Genomic DNA, 18,941 nt, shown 5'->3' with positions numbered 1-18,941 from the left:
CGCCCGCCGCTCACAGCAATTGCAGGCGGGCATGCGAATGCCGGCCATGAGGCCGGCGGTTCGTGTCGACGTCGCTTGTTGCGTTGAAAAAGGATCGCCGCGACGAGCGGGCCTGCATCGCAGGCCCGGGTGTCGTGTCGCGATCGCGGGCTCAGACCAAGCGCGTCAGCCAGCCGTGCCGATCGGGCGCGCGGCCGTACTGGATGTCCAGCAACGCCTGCCGGATCTTGGTCGTGACCGCACCCGGATCGGCCTCGGCGTCGCCAACCTCGAAGTCGCGGCCCTTGAGCACGCCGATCGGCGAGATGCTCGCGGCGGTGCCGCAGGCGAACACCTCGGCGATCTCGCCCGAGCGCACGCCGTCGATCCATTCGGCGATCTCGACCCGGCGCTCGGTCACGGTGTGGCCGTGGTCGCGCAGCAACTGGATCACGCTGTCGCGGGTGATGCCTTCCAGGATGCTGCCGGTCAGCGACGGCGTGACCACGCTGCCATCGCGCTGCACCAGGAACACATTCATGCCGCCCAGTTCCTCGACGAAGGTGTTGCTCTCCGCGTCCAGGAACAGCACCTGGGCGCAGCCATTGTCGTAGGCCTCGCGCTGGGGCAGCAGCGAGGCGGCGTAGTTGCCGCCGCACTTGGCCGAGCCGGTGCCGCCGCGACCGGCGCGGGCGTAGTCGCGCGACAGCCAGATCGAGACCGGCTTGATGCCGCCCTTGAAGTAGGCGCCGGCGGGGCTGGCGATCACGTAGTAGGCCACGCGACGCGCCGGGCGCACGCCGAGGAAATCCTCGTTGGCGATCATGAAGGGCCGGATGTACAGGCTCGACTCGCCGCCGCCCGGCACCCAGGCCTGGTCGGTGCGCACCAGCTGGCGGATCGACTCGACGAACAGATCCACCGGCAGTTCGGGCAGGGCCATGCGGCGCGCCGAGTGCTGCAGGCGGCGGCCGTTGGCGTCGGGCCGGAACGTCCAGATCGAGCCGTCGGCATGGCGGAACGCCTTCATGCCTTCGAAGATCTCCTGGCCGTAGTGCAGCACGGCGGCCGCCGGCGAGAACGTCAGCGGGCCGTAGGGCCGCACGTGCGCGTCGTGCCAGCCGTCCTCGACGGTCCAGTCGATCGCGACCATGTGGTCGGTGAAATGGGTCCCGAAACCCGGGTCGGCGAGAATCGCTTCGCGGTCGGCCTGCTGGCGGACCTGTTGCGAGGGAACGATGCGGAAGGTGTGGATCGGCTCGGTGGTCATGCGCGAACTCAGATGTGCAAAGCGTGGCCGAGTGCGCGCAGCGCCGCTTCCTGCACGGCTTCGCCCAGCGTCGGGTGGGGATGGATGGTGCCGGCGATGTCCTCGAGCGTGGCGCCCATCTCGATGGACTGCACGAACGCGATCGACAGTTCCGAGACCTGCACGCCGACGGCCTGCCAGCCGACGATGCGGTGATCGGCTGCGCGCGCGACCACGCGCACGAAGCCGTCGGTGGATTCGAGCGACATGGCGCGGCCGTTGGCCGCGAACGGGAACAGCGCGGTCTTGGCGTCGATGCCCTGGGCCTTGGCCTCGTCCGGCGACAGGCCGACCACGACGACTTCCGGATCGGTGAAGCACACCGCCGGAATCGCGGCCGGCACGAACCGGCGCTTCTTGCCGCTGACGATCTCGGCCACCAGTTCGCCCTGGGCCATCGCGCGGTGCGCCAGCATGGGCTCGCCGGCGACATCGCCGATCGCCCAGACATGACGCATCGAGGTCCGGCACTGGTCGTCGATCTTGATCGCCTTGCCGGCGAGGTCGAGGCCCAGCGATTCGAGGTTGAAACCGTCGGTCTTCGGGCGACGGCCGACCGCGACCAGAATCTGATCGCCATCGATGCTCAGCTCGGTGCCGTCCGGATCGCGCACGCGCAGCGCGCCGCTGTCCGACAGGCCCAGCACGCTGTGGCCGGTCAGGACCTTGACACCGGACTTCTGCAGATGGGTGGCGACCGGCTTGGTCAACTCATTGTCGTAGGCCGGCAGGATGCGATCCTGCGCCTCGACCACCGTCACTTCGCAGCCGAGCTTGCGGTAGACGGTGCCGAGCTCCAAGCCGATGTAGCCACCGCCCACGACGATCAGATGCTTGGGCAGTGCAGTCGGCGACAGCGCTTCGGTCGAGGAGATCACCTTGCCGCCGAACGGCAGGAACGGCAGTTCCACCGGCACCGAGCCGGTCGCCAGCAACAGGTGCTCGCACTTGATGCGCAGGTTGCCACCGTCCTCACCGGCGCCGGCGACATCGACGGTCTTGCCGTCGACGATCGTCGCCCAGCCCTTGATGAGTTGCGCGCCGTTCTTCTTCAGCAGCGCGCCGACACCGCCGGTGAGCTTCTTGACGATGCCCGCCTTCCATTCGACGGTCTTGGCCAGGTCGATCGTCGGCGCCTGCACGGTGATGCCCAGCGGCGAGGTGCCGGCAGCGAACGCGGCGACCTTGGCGAATTCCTCGGCGGCATGGATCAGCGCCTTGGACGGGATGCAGCCGATGTTGAGGCAGGTGCCGCCCGGGTTCACGCCTTCGACGACGACGGTCTTGATGCCGAGCTGGCCGGCGCGGATGCCGGCGACGTAGCCGCCGGGGCCGCCGCCGATGACCAGCAGCTGGGTTTCAATGGTCTTCGACATCAGACACTCACTCCACGAACAGCAGGGCAGGGGTTTCCAGGCGACGCCGGATCGCCTGCACGAACTCGGCCGCGTCCATGCCGTCGACGATGCGATGGTCGAACGACGAGGACAGGTTCATCAGCTTGCGCGCGACCACCTGGCCGTTCTGGAACATCGGCCGTTCGATGATGCGGTTGACACCGACGATCGCCACTTCCGGGTGGTTGATGATCGGCGTGGAGACCACGCCGCCCACCGGGCCGAGGCTGCTGATGGTGATGGTCGAGCCCGACAGTTCCTCGCGCGTGGCCTTGCCTTCGCGCACAGCCGTGGCCAGACGCGCGATCTCGCCGGCGGTCTGCCACAGGTCCAGCGATTCGGCATGCGCGACCACCGGCACCGACAGGCCCACCGCGCTCTGCGTGGCGATGCCCAGCTGCACGCCTTCATAGCGGGTAACGATGTTGGCTTCGTCGTCGAAGCGGGCATTCATCTGCGGGTAGTCGCGTGCGGCCAGGATCACCGCACGCGCCAGCAGCGGCAGCAGGGTCAGCTTGCCGCGCTCCTTGCCCCAACGCGCGTTGAGTTGGGCGCGCAAGGCCTCGACCTCGGTGACGTCGATCTCTTCCACATAGGTGATATGCGGAATGGTCGACCACGACTGCTGCATCTTCTGCGCGATCTTGCGGCGCAGGCCCATGATCGGGATCTGCTGCTCGCCGGTGCGGCGCGCATAGCCGCCACCCGAGGCCGCGCCACCGACCGGCTGGGCCTTGCCGCCAGCCGCGGCATAGGCGTCGAGATCGGCCTGCAGGATGCGGCCGCCCGGGCCGGTGGCCGGCACATAGCGTAGCTCGATGCCCAGGTCCCAGGCGCGGCGGCGCACGGCCGGCGAGGCCAGCGGCTGTTCGCCGGCGGCGAGCACGCCATTGGTCACCGCGCCGCGCGTTTCGGACTTGGCGACCGGTGCCGGCGCGGCCGGCTTCGCAGGCGCCGCGGGCTTGGGTTCGGCAGCCGGGGCGGGCTTGGCGGCCTCGTCCTTTCGGGTGTCGGCCTTCGGCGTGTCGACCTTCGGTTCGGCAGGCTTGGCGGCCGGTGCCTCGGGCGCCGCCGCGCCGGCCTTCACATTGCCGGCGCCTTCGACTTCGAGCCGGATCAGTTCGCTGCCGACGGCCATCATCTCGCCGGGCTGGCCGCCCAGCGAGACCACGGTGCCGGCGACGGGCGAGGGGATCTCGACCATCGCCTTGTCGGTCATGACCTCGGCCACGACTTCGTCCTCGGCGACGGTACCGCCGACCTCGACCTTCCAGGCGATCAGCTCGACTTCGGCGATGCCCTCGCCGATGTCCGGCATCTTGATGACGTGGTGTCCCATCGCTCAGTCCTCCAGCACGCGATGCATCGCGTCGATGACCCGGGCCGGACCCGGGAAGTAGTCCCATTCCTGCGCGTGCGGGTAGGGGGTGTCCCAACCGGTGACGCGTTCGACCGGCGCTTCGAGGTGATAGAAGCAGTGCTCCTGCACCAGGGCGACGAGCTCGGCGCCGAAGCCGCAGGTGCGGGTCGCCTCGTGCAGCACGATGCAGCGACCGGTCTTCTTGACGGAGGCGACGATCGTCTCGAGATCCAGCGGCCACAGGCTGCGCAGGTCGATGACCTCGGCGTCGATGCCGGCATCCTCGGCCGCGGCCTGCGCCACCCACACCGTGGTGCCGTAGGTCAGGATGGTGACGGCCTGGCCTTCGCGCACGATGGCGGCCTTGTCCAGCGGCACCGAGTAGTAGCCCTCCGGCACCAGGTTGTCGGCATGCTTGGACCAGGCGACGACCGGTCGGTCGTGATGACCGTCGAACGGGCCGTTGTACAGGCGCTTGGGCTCGAGGAAGATCACCGGATCGTCGTTCTCGATCGAGGCGATCAGCAGGCCCTTGGCGTCATAGGGGTTGGACGGCATCACCGTGCGCAGGCCGGCGACGTGGGCGAAGATCGCCTCCGGGCTCTGGCTGTGGGTCTGGCCGCCGTAGATGCCGCCGCCGCAGGGTGTGCGGAACACCAGCGGCGAGGTGAACATGCCGTTGGAGCGATAGCGCAGGCGCGCGGCTTCGGAGACGATCTGATCGTAGGCCGGATAGATGTAGTCGGCGAACTGGATCTCGGCGACCGGGCGCAGGCCGTAGGCCGCCATGCCGATCGCCGCCCCGGCGATGCCGCTTTCGGAGATCGGCGCATCGAACACGCGTTGCTTGCCGTACTTGGCCTGCAGGCCGTCGGTGCAGCGGAACACGCCGCCGAAGTAGCCGACGTCCTCGCCGAAGATCACCACGTTGTCGTCGCGCTCGAGCATGACGTCCATCGCCGAACGCAGCGCCTGGATCATCGTCATCGGCGCGCTGCCGGTGCTCTGGAGTTCGGTTTCGCTCATCTCACACTCCCAACTGCTGGCGCTGGCGGCGAAGGTGGTCGGGCATGTCCTTGTAGACGTCGTTGAACATGTCGGCCGCGCCGGGACGGTTGTCGCTGCCGAGCAACCCGTGGGACTCGGCCTCCTTGAGTGCGCGCGAGATCTCGGCATCGAGTTCGCTGCGCACCTGTTCGTGCTGTTCCTCGCTCCACAGCCCGCGCTTGATCAGATGCCGCTTCAGGCGCTCGATCGGATCGCCGAGCGGGAAGTGCTGGGCGTCGTCGGCGGGACGGTACTTGGACGGATCGTCGGAGGTCGAATGCGGGCCGGCGCGATAGGTGACCCATTCGATCAGCGTCGAGCCCAGGTTGCTGCGCGCGCGCTCGGCGGCCCAGCGCGAGGCGGCGTAGACGGCCAGCAGGTCGTTGCCGTCCACGCGCAGCGACGGAATGCCGTAGGCGGCGCCGCGCGCGGCGAAGGTGGTGTTCTCGCCGCCGGCGATCGCCTGGAACGTCGAGATCGCCCACTGGTTGTTGACGACGTTGAGGATCACCGGCGCGTGGTAGACGTGGGCGAACACCAGTGCGGCGTGGAAATCGCCCTCGGCGGTCGCGCCATCGCCGACCCAGGCGGTCGCGATCTTGGTGTCGCCCTTGATCGCCGACGCCATCGCCCAGCCCACGGCCTGGATGTACTGCGTGGTCAGATTGCCGGAGATCGAGAAGAAGCCCGCGTCCTTGTACGAGTACATGATCGGCAGCTGGCGGCCCTTCAGCGGGTCGGCGGCGTTCGACAGGACCTGGCACATCATCTCGACCAGCGAGACTTCCTTGGTGATCAGGATGCCCTGCTGGCGGTAGGTCGGGAACTGCATGTCGCCGTCGCGCAGCGCCAGCGTCTGGCCGACCGCGATGGCTTCCTCGCCCAGGCACTGGATGTAGAACGAGGTCTTCTTCTGGCGCTGGGCGATCAGCATGCGCGCATCGAATGCGCGGGTCTTGAGCATCGCGTGCATCGCGCGCAGCAGCACGGCGTCGTCGATGTCGGCCGCCCACGGGCCGACCGCGTCGCCGTTGTCGTCGAGCACGCGGACCAGCTGCGTGGTCAGCGGTGCGGTCTGGCCAGCGGTCACGTCGAGCGCGGGTTTGTCGACCGCGCCTGCCGGGCTGAGCTGCAGATAGGAGAAATCGGTGGCCTGGCCCGGGCGGGCACTGGGTTCGGGCACGTGCAACCGCAATGGAGCGGGCGTGGCCGGGGTCTGGGACGTGGACATGTCAGGAGCCTCGCTGGACATGGGACATGGAAGGACAGGCGTGCCGGCGGCGGGGGGCGTCGGCGAGGGCGCGGCCGATGCCCGGACGGGCGATCGACGCGAGGGGGCACGCGCGGAGCGCGTGCCGGGACGGGGCACAGGGCAAGAAACGCTTCTCCCGGTCGGGGCGGGCTCGGCCCGCGGCACTCAGGCGGGCGCGGCACGCCGCATTCCGCCAAGCGTGAAGTCTACGGTGCCGCTCGGCTATCGTAAATTTGTTTAATTCTTTATGAGGTATCGTCCAATCCGATACCGCACTGCCTTCGGAGCCTCCAATGCAGATTCCCGCCAACCTGTCGTTGCGGCAGCTGCGCTATTTCGCCGAAGCCGCCGAGCTGGGCCAGTTCTCCCAGGCCGCGCGCAAGCTGCATGTCTCGCAGTCGGTGATCACCACCGCGGTCGCGCAGCTCGAGACGATGCTGGGGCTGCGGCTGTTCGATCGGATGCCGCACGGCGTCGCGTTGACTGCCGAAGGCCATCGATTCCACCAGCACGTGCGTCACGTGCTGGACACGCTGCAGGATGCGCTCAGCGAGCCGACGCTGCTGGCCAACACGCTGGCCGGCACCGTGCGGGTCGGCGCGTCCTATACGGTGCTGGGTTACTTCCTGCCCAGTCTGCTGGCACGGTTCAAGCGCTCCTATCCGCTGGTGGAGATCGACCTGATCGACATGGATCGGACCGAGATCGAGCGCGGCGTCGGCGACGGCGACCTCGACCTGGGGCTGTGCATCATCTCCAACATGGTGGCGCCGCATGTGCTCAGGCGACAGACGTTGATCCGCTCGCGCCGCCAGTTGTGGCTGGCCGAATCGCATCCGTTGGCGCAACTGCCGACGGTCGGCCCGGCCGACGTGGCGCCGTATCCCTACATCATGTTGAAGGTGGACGAGGGCGAGGCCTCGTCGATGCGTTACTGGCGCTCGGTGGGCCATGTGCCGAACGTCGCGTTCCGCACCTCGTCGCTCGAAGCCTTGCGCGGCCTGGTTGCCTACGGGTTCGGCGTCAGCATCCTGTCGGACATGGTGTATCGGCCCTGGTCACTGGACGGCCGCCGCATCGACGTCCGCACGCTCGAGGTGGCCGTGCCGCCGATGGAAGTGGGCCTGGTCTGGCGCCCCGACGATCCGCTATCGGCACCTGCGAACGCGCTGCACCAGTTCCTGGTGTTCGCCTGCGAGACCTGAGCGCACAGCGGCTTGCGCGTTGACGCCCGCCCCCGCAAGGCGGGGAGGGTTGGGTTGGGGGCAATCGGCCCCGCTGCCGCGACGCCACGCCGATCCGACCATAGCGACGGGTTATGCCTGACCCAAGCATTCGCAATGGAGCGGGCACACGTCGCCCGGTTAAGTTCCTAGTCGAGAATTTCATGGCGGATTCTCCGATCAGGCCTCTTCGGTTCGCGATCGGAGCACGTCTTCCGCCATGAGACCGGCAGCCGCGGGAGGGAATCCGCCATCGTCTGTGCCGGCCTGCGCCCCTCCCCCCAGAGCCGGGTTCTGTCCGTCCTTTCAGGGGTCACCCCCCACTTGCCGAGACCGAACACCATGCGCAATCGCGTCGCCCGTCCCTCCCTGTTGTCGCTGGCCTGTAGCGTCGGCTTGTTCGCCGCTGGCGCGCCGGTCCTGTCCATCGCGCAGGACGCGCCCGAACCCGCGGCCGTCGCCCGCAGCACGCAGACGCTCGAGGTCGTGCAGGTCACCGCGCAAAAGCGCGTGGAGTCGCCCACTGAAATCCCGATGTCGATCAGCGTGCTGGGCGAGGAAGCCCTCGACCGCCTGCAGATCAACAACGTCAACAACCTGGCCGGCGTGATCCCCGGCCTGCAGGTCAATAACCTGGGCTGGCCCGGCCGCACGCAGGTGTCGCTGCGCGGCATCGTGCCGATGGGCAACACGGCCTCGACCGCGATCTACGTCGACGACATCCCGCTGACCCCCAACGGGTCGCTGTCCGGCGGCACGTCCGGCATGTTCGATCTGCTGCCCTACGATCTGCAGCATGTCGAAGTGCTGCGGGGCCCGCAGGGCACGCTGTATGGCGCCAGTGCGCTGGGCGGCCTGGTCAAATATGTCACCCGTCGCCCCGAACTGGACTACTTCGAAGGGCGGGCCGGTGGCACGGTCAGCGTCATCGACGATGGCGGCCACGTGGGCTACGCCGGACGCGCGTCGATCAACGCGCCACTGGCCGAAGGCACGCTGGCGATGCGTGCCAGTTATGCCGAGCAGGCGACGCCGGGCTGGATCGACAACACCGTGCTCCAGCGACGCGACACCAATGATGTGCGCCAGAAGGCGGGGCGTCTGTCGCTGCTGTGGCAGCCGACCGATACGCTCGAAGTGGTGCTCAGCGCGATCACCCAGCAGAACCGCGCCGACAACCTCGGCGTGGTCTCGCTCGATCCGGTGACGCTCGAGCGCTCGCTGCCGGGCTATGCCAGCGATTATCTGCTGGCGCAGCCGAGCACCATCGAGGCCGACGTCTACGGGTTGACCATCGACTGGGATCTGGGCTGGGCCGATTTCAGTGCATCGAGCAGTTGGCTCGACTCGGACACCTGGCGCGTGCAGGACCTGTCGGCCGAGTACGTGCCGCTGCTCGGTGGCACGCCGGGTCGAGGGCCGATGGCTTATGCCGCGCTCGACACCAGGATCGGCCTGCGCAAGTTCACCCAGGAAGTCCGCCTGACCTCCAAGAACACCGGCAGGCTGGCGTGGCAGATCGGCGCGTTCTATACCGACGAGGATGCCGACTACATCGAGTTTGGCGACATCATGAGCGCGGGCATGACGCCGGTGGCCTCGCTGTTCACGGCCGATGTGCTCACCACGTATCGCGAGAAGGCGCTGTTCGGCAACACGACCTGGAAGTTCAGCGATCGCTTCGACCTGGCCCTGGGCCTGCGCCACGCGCAGAACGATCAGGTGTTCGACCAGAACCTGGGCGGCCTGCTGGGCGGTGGACAGGCCTATACCGGCACCTCGTCGGAAAGCGTGACCACCTGGAGCGTCAGTCCGCGTCTGTTCTTCGGGCAGGACAGCATGGCGTATCTGCGGGCGGCCAGCGGCTATCGCGCCGGCAGTCCCAATCCGCTGATCGCCAACGCACCCAACGTGCCGCGCCAGGTCGGCGCCGACACGCTGGTCAACTACGAACTGGGGATCAAGCGCCATCTGTGGGACCGGCGTGCGCTGGTTGAAGCCGCGGTGTTCCGCATCGACTGGGAGGACATCCGTCTGAACCTGGTAACGCCGAGCGGCATTTCCTATGGCCTCAACGGCGGCACCGCACGCAGCCAGGGTGTCGAACTCAGCGGTTCGGTCGCCGCGACCGACGGCCTGCGCCTGAGCGGCGCGCTGACCTATACCGATGCCGAACTGACCGGTTCGATTCCGGGGCAGGCACCGGCGGGCACGCCGCTGCCACAGGTCCCGGAGTGGAGCGGCAGCGTGCAGGCGTATTACCAGTTCCCCACGCGCGGCGAGTGGGCCTGGAGCCTGGCCGGCGCTTTGCGCTACTACGGCAGCCGCCCGCTGTCGGTCGCGGCGTCGCAGTCGATCGAGCTGTCGAGCTACAGCCTGCTCGACCTCAGCGCCGAGCTGGGCAGCACCGATGCCTCGTTCCGCTTCTTCGTCAACAACGTCACCAACGAAGACACCTTCACCTCGGCCAGTCGGACCCTGTTCGGATCGGCGCGTCTGACGCGCTGGAACGGCGTGATGCTGCAACCGCGTACAGTCGGCGTCTCGTTCGATTACAGGTTCTGACCATGGCACGCGGACGGGCAAGACGAGGGTGGGCGAGGGCGTTGCTGGCGGGCGGACTGCTGGTCGCCGCGCAGGTGCAGGCGGTCGATCCGGATGCGGTGCGTGCGCTGGTGGCCGACCCTGCGCACGCGGCTGCACCCGGCTGTGCGGTCGCGGCATTCCGCGGTGGCGCGCCGGTCCTGTCGGTCTCGGCAGGCCTGGCCGACCTCAAGCGCGAGCGTCCGATCGACGGCCGCACGGTGTTCTACGCAGCCTCGGTGTCCAAGCAGTTCACCGCGCTGGTGGTCGCGCAACTCGCGGTCGAGGGCACGATCGATCTCGACGCCGACGTGCGGCGCTACCTGCCCGAGTTGCCGGCGTATGCCCACACCGTGACCCCACGGATGCTGCTGCACCACACCGCCGGCGTGCCGGACTGGCTGATGCTCGCTGCGCTGTCGGGTGCGTCGGACTGGAGCACGCTCGATGCACGCCAGATCATGGCGCTGATCATCGCGCAGCCGCAGACTGCGTTCGTGCCGGGAAGCCGCCACGCCTACTCCAACAGCGGCTATCGGCTGCTCGCCGTGCTCGTCGAGCGGGTCACCGGTACGCCGTTCGCCGAGCGTGTCCGCACCCACGTGTTCGAGCCGCTGGGCATGCGCGACGCCTTCGTTCTGGACGGCGCACGGCCGACGGGTGCGAACGTTGCGCACGGCTATGTCCCGGTCGGCGACGGCTTCGAGGTGCGCGACACGTATCCGCTGGTCTCAGGATCGGGCGGGGTGATGCTCAGCGTCGAGGATCTTGCGCGGTACGAGCACGACATCGAGGTCGGTCACCGGGTCTGGACTGCACCGGTGCGTGCGCTGATGTGGACGCCCGCGCGGTTGTCCGACGGCGGCCTGTCCGGTGCGCCCGACGGCCTGGGCTATGCCGGGGGCCTGCGCATCGGGCAGCGCCTGGGCCAGCGCGTCATCCAGCACGCCGGCGGCGCCGAGGCCTTCCGCCTGCAGTACCTGCGCCTGCCCGATCGTGGGCTCGCGGTCGCGGTGCTGTGCAACCGCGGCGACCGCGACCCGGTTCCGCTTGCCGATACAGTCGCGGCCATGCTCGAGGGGGACACGCTCTGGTCGTCAACCGCGCAGGCGGCTGCCCGTGTCGGCGACTACACGAATGCGGCGCTGTCGCTGCGCTACCGGATCGACGCGATCGAGGCGGACGACCGCCTGCACGCGACGGTCTTCTCGCCGCTGACGCCGGCAGCCGGCGAACCGCAGGTGTTCCGGCCCGATGATGCCGGCGGCTACGTGGCCGAGGATCCGGTCCGGTCGATCCGGCTGCGCTTCCAGCCCGAGGGTGCCGCACTGCAGGTGTCGATGGGCGACGAAGTCGTCCGGCTGCTGCGGGTGGCCGAATGACCGACCTCGTACAGCCCAGGCGTCGCAGGCGTTGGCTGCGCATCGTGCTGGCGGTCGTTGCCTTGCTGCTGGTGGGCGCGGTGCTGACCTTGCACCTGCTGATCCGCAAAGGCAGCTGCAGCGCTGCGGTGCCGTTTGCCGCGACATTGCGCGATGCCGATGTCGACGGGGTACGCATGCGCTGGTCCATCAGCGGCGATCCTGACAACCGACGTCCGACGCTGGTCATGATCACGGGGCTGGGCAGCGGCCAGAGCACATGGGCGCCCGTGCTCGAAGGCCTGCTGCGGCATGGCCGCGTCTTCACCTACGACCGACCCGGCTACTGCGAGAGCGATGCCGCACCGCCGGGACCGCGCGATGTGGTGACGATGGCCGACGAACTGCACGGGCTGCTCGAAGAAACGCAGGTCGCGCCGCCATACGTGCTGGTCGGCCACTCGCTCGGTGGGCTGGTGGCCGAGGCCTACGCCGCGCGCTATCCCGATCAGATCGCCGGCCTGGTGTTCGACGATGCCCGCGCCTCCGATTTCATGCTGCGCTGCCTGGATACACTGGGCGAGGCGCGGTGTGCCGATCCCTGGTGGGTTCGCCCGGTGCTGACGCTCGCGCCGATCCAGTCGCGCGAGTTCGCCGCGCTGCAGGCCAGCGAAGCCCAGGTGCGCAGCCTGACGCCTGTCTCCGGCGTCCCCGCGCTGGTGCTGTCGGCCGGCGTGCTCCGGCTGGGGGACGACGTCCGCGATGTCTGGCTCGACAGCCAGCGCGGTCTGGCGGCACGCTACGGTGCGCGCCAGATCACGTTCGAGGACAGCGAGCATTTCCTGCATACGCAGGCGCCCGACCGCTTCGTGTCGCTGGTCGGCGGCTTCGTCGATGCGCTGCCGCCGCGCACGTCGCCTGAATCGACGCCGTAGTGGCGCCCGAGGCCGTCAGCCGATCGCCGGCGCCCCGCGCTCGCCCAGCGCGGTCACCAGTTGCGTCAGAAAGCCCTCGGTCAGACGCGAGGGCGGGCGATCCTCCAGGAACATGCACTGCACCTTGAAACCGAGCGCCGGGGTGAGCGGCCGCGAGGCGAGGCCGTTGCCGCCGATCGCCCGCGCGGTGAATTCGTCGACGATCGACAGGCCCGCCCCGCATCGGGTCAGGCCCGCGGCGATGTAGAAGGTCTGGTTGGAGACGACCTCGCGCACACGCACCTCCAGCCGCTGCAGCTCGCGGTTGAACAGGTCGCCCAGCGGACCGCCGGTCGTCATCCCGATCAGGTCGCGGTCCTGCAGCGCCTGGAGCGCGACGCGTTCGCCGACATCGGGCATGTCCTGTTCGCGGAACATCACCTCCAGTTCTCCGTCGGCGAGCGTCCGCCGTTGCAGACGCGGATGCGGCGGGGCGTCGTAACCGATCGCGATGTCGCAACTGCGTTCGTAGAGCGCACGGAACAGGTCGTCGTGGTGCAGGGTCTGCACCTCGAAGGTGACCTGCGGATGTTGCGTGCGGAAGCGTGCGATCGCCAGCGGCGCCACGGCCAACCCCAGCGAGGGCACCACGGCCAGCCGGATGTGGCCGTCGGTCAAAAACCGCAGTTTGCCGGCCGCCTTCTGCAGCGACGTCAGGCGCCGAAAGACCTCCGCCGCCTCGATGGCCAGCGCGTGCGCTTCGTCGGTCGGCACCAGACGCCCGCGGACCCGTCGGAACAACGCGATCCCCAGCCGCTGCTCGGTGTGCTGGAGCACCTTGCTCAGTGCGGGCTGCGAGACGTGCAGTGCGCGCGCGGCGCCGCTGATCGAGCCGATGGTGTAGATCGCATGGAAGACTTCGATCTGGCGAAAGCGCATGGGCGGGTCTGGACTTGCGTGACGGCGCGTCGTGCGCGCGGGGAACCGATGGCTCAGCGGACGTGCGCCACCGGAACGTCAGCCGGCTGCGGGCACGGCGCCGGCGAGGATGGCGCGCGGGTGTCGGCGCTGCGCAGGCCGCCACCCCACAGTTGGGGCGATGTCGGCTGCAGCAGGCCGCCGACGAAGCTTACGCCGCCAGGATGATCGTCGCGCAACCAGAGCGGTCCGTCGAGGTCGATGAAGCGCGCGTGCCGGGCCACATGCAGCGCCGGCGCGATCGCCAGCGACGAGCAGCCCATGCAGCCGACCATGATGTCGAACCCTTGGGCCTGCGCTGCGTCCAGCAGCGACAGCGCGCCGGTCAGGCCGCCGGTCTTGTCGAGCTTGATATTGACTACCTGGTAGAGCCCGCGCAGGCGGGGCAGGTCGGTGGCGACGTGACAGGATTCATCCGCGCACAGCAGAGCGGTCGAGTCGAAGCCCGCAAGCTGCGCGTCTTCGCCGGCGGGCAGCGGCTGCTCCACCAACTCCACCCGGGCCTCGGCGAGCACCGGCTGCATCGCCTGCAGCAGCGCCAGCGTCCAGCTCTCGTTGGGATCGACCATCAGCCGCGCCTGCGGCGCCGCCTCGCGCACCGCACGGATCAGGTGCGCGGGATCGTCGGCGCCGACCTTGATCTTGAGCAGGTCGAGGTGCGCATGTCCGCGTGCGGCGCTGGCCATGCGCTCGGCCGTATCCAGGCCGATGGTCTGTGCACTCGGCAGGCAGGGCGGGGCAGTCTGCCCGAGCAGCGTGGCGACCGACACACCGCGGCGCTGCGATTCCAGGTCCCACAGCGCGGCATCGACCGCATTGCGTGCCGCGCCCGGCGGCAGCATCTGCTGCAACTGCGCCCGATCGATTCCACGAGGCGCGGCGCGGGTCAGCGTCTCGATCTGTCCCAGGACCGATGCGATCGTTTCCCCGTAACGGGCATACGGCGTGGACTCGCCGCGACCGACGTGGCCGCCATCGCGGACATGGACCTCGACGACCTCGGCCGTGGTGCGCAAGCCGCGCGAGATGCGAAAGGGAACGGCCAGCGGCCAACTGCGCGGGTGTGCGCTCAACCAGGACAGCATGCGAGCACCTTGTCGATGATGGTGGTGGCGCCGTGGCGCAGGGGATCGCAGGTCGGCAACGCGAAGGCCTGCTCGGTGTCGCGGCACAGGCGCAGCGCCCCGGCATCGGACAGGGCACTGGTATTGAGAGCGATCCCTACCGCCTGCACGCGGGGATTGGTCAGGCGTGCCGCCGCGAGGTTCGCTTCGAGCGTGATGGCGAGGTCCGGTGGCGCCATGTGCGGCAGGCCGCGCATGTGCTGGCGTCCCGGCGTATGGCACAGCACCAGCGCGTCGGGCTGGGCGCCATGCAGCAGCCCGAGTGCGACCCCGGCGAACGACGCGTGGAACAGCGACCCCTGGCCCTCGATGACGTCCCAGCCGCCGTCGTCGCGCGCGGGCGACAACGCTTCGACGCCCCCTGAAATGAAGTCGGCGACCAGCGCGTCGATCGCAATGCCTCGACCGGCGATGAGAATCCCGGTCTGGCCGGTTGCGCGAAAGTCGGCCGGGACGCCGCGTGCGCGCAACGCCGCTTCGAGAATGAGCGCGGTGACCATCTTGCCGGTGGAGCAGTCGGTACCGACCGTCAGCAGGCGCCGGCCTTCGCGCTTGCGCCCGGTTCCGACCGGCAGCTCGGGCGGTGGCATCCGGACTTCGAACAGGCGTCTGCCGTGGCGCTGCGCAGCGGCGGCGATCGTCGGGTGCGCGGCCAGGCGTTCGTGCAGGCCGGATGCAACATCGAGCCCGGCCGCGAGCGCGGCGACGATATCGTCCACCATGGTCGGCGACAGCCGGCCGCCCGCACTGGCGAGGCCGATGACCAGTGTCCTGACGCCCGCAGCGTGCGCGTGCACGAAGTCCATATCCGGCAGACCGACTGTCGTGCGGCATTGCGGCCCACGGAACTGGCCGGCGCACCACTGCGGGCGGAACTGCGCGAGGCCTCGCGCGGTCTTGGCGGCCAGGTCGTCGGCTGCATCGCCCAGATAGAGCAGGAACGGCGGGGCCCAGGCGCCGGGCGCGTCGGACTCGAGGGACATCAAGCGCAGGCTCCTGGCCAGTTCCGGATCACCCGACCATCTTCAGCGGCGCGCGCACGGCCGGCTATTGAATTGGCGCTGCCAATCCATAGCCACAGCTTATGGGCAGGCGCGGCGCGCGTTCAGCGGGCTCCAGTCGGTGAGGGCGGCGGCGGCACACTGCCATCGAACGCCAGGCCGCGTCGGGTCCACAGCTCGCGACTCGCGTAGAGCAGCAGTGGCACGACATAGGTGGACAGAATCGCGTACGCCAAGAGGCGATAGCCCTGCGCGATCAGCGACACCAGCCCAATCGCGTCGGCCATGACCACCGCGCCGAGCAGGAGCGCGGCGATGATCCCGGCGCGCAGCAGCGGGCCCGGCTCGCGGCCGCTCCGCTCCTGCCAGTGGATCAGGATGCGTCGGTCGACCGATGCCATCAGCGCCACGCCGGTCTCGACCAGGGCCACCAGGATCATCAGCCGGAACAGCCAGTGGAACCAGGGAATGCCCAGTTGGCCCAGCATCAGATCCGAGGGCAGCGGCGCGTCGGCGACGCCGGGCAGGAAGGCCAGCATGCACAGGTAGAAGATCATCGCCGGCAGGATCGCCAGCGGGCCGGCGAGCGCGCCGGCGACCACGGCATCGCGGCGCCCCAGCATGTGGCGCACGACCAGCAATGCCGACACCGCTGCGAAGACGTTGTAGCCGGCGTAGGTCAGCCCGTCGAGCGCCCAGCGCGCCTCGGGCGGGCCGGCGCTCGACAGCGCCGACATCGATGCACCACCGAAGCGCATCAGAATCAGGCATGCCGCCAGCGCGTAGACCAGGTACATGAAGATCGACATCAGCTTGAACAGGCGCTCGACGGCGTTCGCGCCGGCCTGCACCACCAGCGTGATCACGACCACCAGCAGCAGTGTGCCGACGATGCGCGGCCAGGCGAACATGCTCGACGCCAGTTCGCCGGCGGCCGCACCGAACACCGCCAGCACCACGATGATCAGGGCCAGATAGGCGATCTCGAACGTCCACCAGCCGCGACCGAGCAGATGCCGGAAGAAGCTGCGGTAGTCGTAAGCGCGGATCTGCTGGGCAAGCAGGAACGTCAGCGCGCATACGACGCTCCACACCACCATCGACAGCGTGATCGCCGCCAGGCCGCCCCAAGGCCCCGACGGCAGGAAGAACTCGGCCAGCTCGCGACCGGTGGCGTAGCCGCCACCGATCACTGCGGACTTGAAGGCCAGGCCCGGCAGCAGAAACCGCTGGAACCGGCTGGCCTGGGGCGTCATGGCGTCGCGGCCTTGGGCAGGAACAGGTAGTAATCGCGCACGGTCCGGGCAATCTCGGCGATGACGCGCTCACGATCGCTCCGCGGCGCCGAGCTTCCCTTGACGAACGCCGAGATCACCACCTGGCTGCCGTCAGGCAGCGTGACCACGCCCACGTCGTTGACCGTGCCGCCCAGCGTGCCGCTCTTGTCGGCAACCACCGTGCCGGCCGGCATGCGGCCACGCAGACGATCACTGCAGGTGCGGCAGCGTTGCATCACCTGGATCAGCGTCTGCGTGCTGTCGGCACTCAGCGCCTCCCCCTTGAACAGGCGCGTCAACAGCGTCGACATGGCGCGCGGGGTCGAGGTATCGCGAGGATCGGCATCGAAGGCGCGATTGGCTTGCTGGCTGCGCGCCAGCAGCGCCGGATCCTTCGCCAGTTCGGCCACGCCGGCCTTGGTCAGCGGTCCGGCCTCGCGGATGCCGTAGAAGCCGAGCAGCAGATCACGCGTGTTGCGGTCCACACGCTGGCCTTCGACCCCTTGCGCGCGTAGCCACGCGGTCACCGCAGCGGGACCACCCGCCTGCGCGACCAGCACATCGGTGGCGGTGTTGTCGCTCTGGGTCAGCATCACCTCGAGCAGGTTGTGGATCGACAGGCTCAGCCCTTCGTGGATGAAGCGGTCGGCAATCACCTCCGAGTCCACGTGCATCGCCATCGGCACCGGCACCATCGTCGTCAGCGCCAACTCGCCGGCATCCACCTTCGCCAGCACGGCTGCGGCGACCGCGACCTTGAACGTACTGGCCATCGGGAACGCGTCGTCGGGGTTGAGGTGCACTTGTGGGCCATCGCCGTCCAGGCGCCAGGCCGAGACACCGACGGTGCCGTCGACCTGTGTGGCCAGGCGGGCGACTTCGGTTTCGACCGGGGTGGCCGTTGCGGCCTCGGCCGACACCGCGCCCAGGCCGAAGACGCCGACCAGACATGCGGTCAGGCTCAGAGTCAGGGATCGGTTCTTCATGACAGGCAGGCCTCCACAAGGTGATTGAATTTGCCATCGTTGCGCATCGGATCGCCGGCCGGCAGTCCGAGACGCGCGGTGATATCTGCGCAGAGCGCGTCGACGTCCGCAGCGTCCATGCCCTGCGTGTTGAGACTGACGCCGATGCAGCGGATCGCCGGGTTGGTGCGGCGCCCCAGGCGCACGGTCAGATCGATGACCTCTTCGATCGACGGCAGCGGATAGTCGGGATATCCGAGCGTATGCGCGCGGTCGGGCTGGTGGCAGACCACGAAGACGTCCGGCTGGCTTCCGTGCAGCAGGCCCAGGCTGACGCCAGCATAGGCGGGATGGAACAGCGACCCCTGACCCTCGATGACGTCCCAGTGCCCGTCGGCGGCATCGGGGCTCAGGAGCTCGGCGGCGCCTGCGGAGAAGTCCGCGACCACCGCGTCCATCGCAATCCCCTGGCCGGCAATCAGGATCCCGGTCTGGCCACTGGCCCGGAACGTGGCGTCGACGCCGCGCTCGCGCAGGCCGCGCGCCAATGCGAGCGCGGTGTACTTCTTTCCGAGTGCGCAGTCGGTGCCGACCGTCAGGACGCGCTTGCCGCTGCGCTTGCGGCCGGTGCCCACCGGCAGGCCGCGGGGCGGCACCCGCACATCGATCAACTGGCGTCCCAGTCGCGACGCGGTCTCGGCCAGTTCCGGGATATCCCCGAGGCGCTGATGAAGCCCGCTGATCAGATCCAGCCCTTGTTCGAGCGCGTCGACCAGGGCCGGCACCCAGTCGGCGACGAGCACGCCGCCGCGGTTGGCCACGCCGATCACCACCGCCCGGGCGCCGGCGGCATATGCCTGCGCCGGGGTCATGGCGGGCAGGCCGGTACTGACCGTGCCTCCGGGCAGGCGCCACTCGGCAACGCACAACTCGGGCGCCCAGTCGCGCAAGCCGATCGCGGTCTTGGCGAAGCCGACCTCGGTGGTGTCGCCGAGAAACAGCAGGTAGGGCTGGGGCAGCGCGGCGAGGGCGTGGGCCGCGCCGGGGGAAGAAGACGTCATGGAGACTCCATCGATGAAGCAGGCAGGTGGGGAAGGCGGCACGCCGGCGCTGACCGGTGTGCTGCAGGCAGAGGGGCGACGCGGCAAAGGCCGCCGTTGCGATCACGCAG

General features: G+C 69.0%; 15 protein-coding genes. 4 read left to right on the top strand and 11 right to left on the bottom strand.

Annotation, left to right across the window (positions count from 1 at the left end; all coding sequences use genetic code 11):
• Positions 1–151: 151 nt before the first annotated feature.
• From FHW73_RS12205 to FHW73_RS12185, 5 genes are read right to left on the bottom strand one after another with little or no spacing between them, the layout of a single operon-like run.
• On the bottom strand, positions 152–1,249 hold the full coding sequence (locus tag FHW73_RS12205) for a branched-chain amino acid aminotransferase (protein WP_183426990.1): 1,098 nt from the start codon (positions 1,247–1,249) through the stop codon (positions 152–154).
• 8 nt (positions 1,250–1,257) lie between these two features.
• Complete coding sequence (lpdA, locus tag FHW73_RS12200) at positions 1,258–2,664, bottom strand: dihydrolipoyl dehydrogenase (protein WP_183426989.1); 1,407 nt, start codon at positions 2,662–2,664, stop codon at positions 1,258–1,260.
• 7 nt (positions 2,665–2,671) lie between these two features.
• The gene (locus FHW73_RS12195; protein ID WP_183426988.1) at positions 2,672–4,024 is read right to left on the bottom strand and encodes a dihydrolipoamide acetyltransferase family protein; all 1,353 of its coding nucleotides are present in this window, start codon (positions 4,022–4,024) and stop codon (positions 2,672–2,674) included.
• 3 nt (positions 4,025–4,027) lie between these two features.
• On the bottom strand, positions 4,028–5,071 hold the full coding sequence (locus FHW73_RS12190; RefSeq protein WP_183426987.1) for an alpha-ketoacid dehydrogenase subunit beta: 1,044 nt from the start codon (positions 5,069–5,071) through the stop codon (positions 4,028–4,030).
• 1 nt (position 5,072) lies between these two features.
• On the bottom strand, positions 5,073–6,323 hold the full coding sequence (locus FHW73_RS12185; RefSeq protein WP_183426986.1) for a 3-methyl-2-oxobutanoate dehydrogenase (2-methylpropanoyl-transferring) subunit alpha: 1,251 nt from the start codon (positions 6,321–6,323) through the stop codon (positions 5,073–5,075).
• Between the two features lie 314 nt (positions 6,324–6,637).
• Between FHW73_RS12185 and FHW73_RS12180 the strand changes: the two genes are divergently transcribed.
• The 4 genes from FHW73_RS12180 (at position 6,638) to FHW73_RS12165 (ending at position 12,446) form a co-directional block, all read left to right on the top strand.
• On the top strand, positions 6,638–7,549 hold the full coding sequence (locus tag FHW73_RS12180) for a LysR family transcriptional regulator (protein WP_183426985.1): 912 nt from the start codon (positions 6,638–6,640) through the stop codon (positions 7,547–7,549).
• A gap of 360 nt (positions 7,550–7,909) precedes the next feature.
• Positions 7,910–10,132, top strand: coding sequence for a TonB-dependent receptor (locus FHW73_RS12175; protein ID WP_183426984.1), 2,223 nt, complete (start codon positions 7,910–7,912; stop codon positions 10,130–10,132).
• 2 nt (positions 10,133–10,134) lie between these two features.
• On the top strand, positions 10,135–11,532 hold the full coding sequence (locus FHW73_RS12170) for a serine hydrolase domain-containing protein (protein ID WP_183426983.1): 1,398 nt from the start codon (positions 10,135–10,137) through the stop codon (positions 11,530–11,532).
• Positions 11,529–12,446: an alpha/beta fold hydrolase gene (locus FHW73_RS12165; RefSeq protein WP_183426982.1), complete on the top strand. Its 918-nt coding sequence runs from the start codon at positions 11,529–11,531 to the stop codon at positions 12,444–12,446. Before FHW73_RS12170 ends, FHW73_RS12165 begins: the two co-directional genes overlap by 4 nt.
• Positions 12,447–12,461: 15 nt before the next feature.
• Here the strand turns inward: FHW73_RS12165 and FHW73_RS12160 are convergent, their stop codons facing one another.
• The 6 genes from FHW73_RS12160 to FHW73_RS12135 form a co-directional block, all read right to left on the bottom strand.
• On the bottom strand, positions 12,462–13,364 hold the full coding sequence (locus FHW73_RS12160; RefSeq protein WP_183426981.1) for a LysR family transcriptional regulator: 903 nt from the start codon (positions 13,362–13,364) through the stop codon (positions 12,462–12,464).
• Positions 13,365–13,417: 53 nt separating this feature from the next.
• A complete protein-coding gene (gene dgcA, locus FHW73_RS12155) occupies positions 13,418–14,488 on the bottom strand; it encodes an N-acetyl-D-Glu racemase DgcA (RefSeq protein ID WP_183426980.1) in 1,071 nt (356 codons plus the stop codon).
• A complete protein-coding gene (gene dgcN / locus FHW73_RS12150; protein ID WP_183426979.1) occupies positions 14,473–15,510 on the bottom strand; it encodes an N-acetyltransferase DgcN in 1,038 nt (345 codons plus the stop codon). The genes dgcA and dgcN overlap by 16 nt, the downstream gene beginning before the upstream one ends.
• 122 nt (positions 15,511–15,632) lie before the next feature.
• Positions 15,633–16,784: a hypothetical protein gene (locus FHW73_RS12145; RefSeq protein ID WP_183426978.1), complete on the bottom strand. Its 1,152-nt coding sequence runs from the start codon at positions 16,782–16,784 to the stop codon at positions 15,633–15,635.
• The gene (gene bla, locus FHW73_RS12140) at positions 16,781–17,791 is read right to left on the bottom strand and encodes a class A beta-lactamase (protein ID WP_183426977.1); all 1,011 of its coding nucleotides are present in this window, start codon (positions 17,789–17,791) and stop codon (positions 16,781–16,783) included. The genes FHW73_RS12145 and bla overlap by 4 nt, the downstream gene beginning before the upstream one ends.
• A complete protein-coding gene (locus tag FHW73_RS12135) occupies positions 17,788–18,831 on the bottom strand; it encodes a DUF1611 domain-containing protein (RefSeq protein WP_183426976.1) in 1,044 nt (347 codons plus the stop codon). The genes bla and FHW73_RS12135 overlap by 4 nt, the downstream gene beginning before the upstream one ends.
• Positions 18,832–18,941 lie beyond the last annotated feature (110 nt).

Source organism: Luteimonas sp. RC10, from assembly GCF_014192745.1.
GTDB lineage: Bacteria > Pseudomonadota > Gammaproteobacteria > Xanthomonadales > Xanthomonadaceae > Luteimonas.
The sequence above is the reverse complement of the archived record's forward strand: the minus strand, read 5'-3'. Positions and strand labels throughout refer to the sequence as shown.

Coding starts and splice junctions, on each gene's coding strand:
- FHW73_RS12145 (WP_183426978.1), bottom strand. CDS start 16,784: ATGACGCCCCAGGCCAGCCGGTTCCAGCGGTTTCTGCTGCCGGGCCTG.
- FHW73_RS12175 (WP_183426984.1), top strand. CDS start 7,910: ATGCGCAATCGCGTCGCCCGTCCCTCCCTGTTGTCGCTGGCCTGTAGC.
- FHW73_RS12185 (WP_183426986.1), bottom strand. CDS start 6,323: ATGTCCACGTCCCAGACCCCGGCCACGCCCGCTCCATTGCGGTTGCAC.
- dgcA (WP_183426980.1), bottom strand. CDS start 14,488: ATGCTGTCCTGGTTGAGCGCACACCCGCGCAGTTGGCCGCTGGCCGTT.
- FHW73_RS12170 (WP_183426983.1), top strand. CDS start 10,135: ATGGCACGCGGACGGGCAAGACGAGGGTGGGCGAGGGCGTTGCTGGCG.
- FHW73_RS12205 (WP_183426990.1), bottom strand. CDS start 1,249: ATGACCACCGAGCCGATCCACACCTTCCGCATCGTTCCCTCGCAACAG.
- FHW73_RS12135 (WP_183426976.1), bottom strand. CDS start 18,831: ATGACGTCTTCTTCCCCCGGCGCGGCCCACGCCCTCGCCGCGCTGCCC.
- dgcN (WP_183426979.1), bottom strand. CDS start 15,510: ATGTCCCTCGAGTCCGACGCGCCCGGCGCCTGGGCCCCGCCGTTCCTG.
- FHW73_RS12195 (WP_183426988.1), bottom strand. CDS start 4,024: ATGGGACACCACGTCATCAAGATGCCGGACATCGGCGAGGGCATCGCC.
- FHW73_RS12190 (WP_183426987.1), bottom strand. CDS start 5,071: ATGAGCGAAACCGAACTCCAGAGCACCGGCAGCGCGCCGATGACGATG.
- FHW73_RS12160 (WP_183426981.1), bottom strand. CDS start 13,364: ATGCGCTTTCGCCAGATCGAAGTCTTCCATGCGATCTACACCATCGGC.
- lpdA (WP_183426989.1), bottom strand. CDS start 2,664: ATGTCGAAGACCATTGAAACCCAGCTGCTGGTCATCGGCGGCGGCCCC.
- FHW73_RS12165 (WP_183426982.1), top strand. CDS start 11,529: ATGACCGACCTCGTACAGCCCAGGCGTCGCAGGCGTTGGCTGCGCATC.
- bla (WP_183426977.1), bottom strand. CDS start 17,791: ATGAAGAACCGATCCCTGACTCTGAGCCTGACCGCATGTCTGGTCGGC.
- FHW73_RS12180 (WP_183426985.1), top strand. CDS start 6,638: ATGCAGATTCCCGCCAACCTGTCGTTGCGGCAGCTGCGCTATTTCGCC.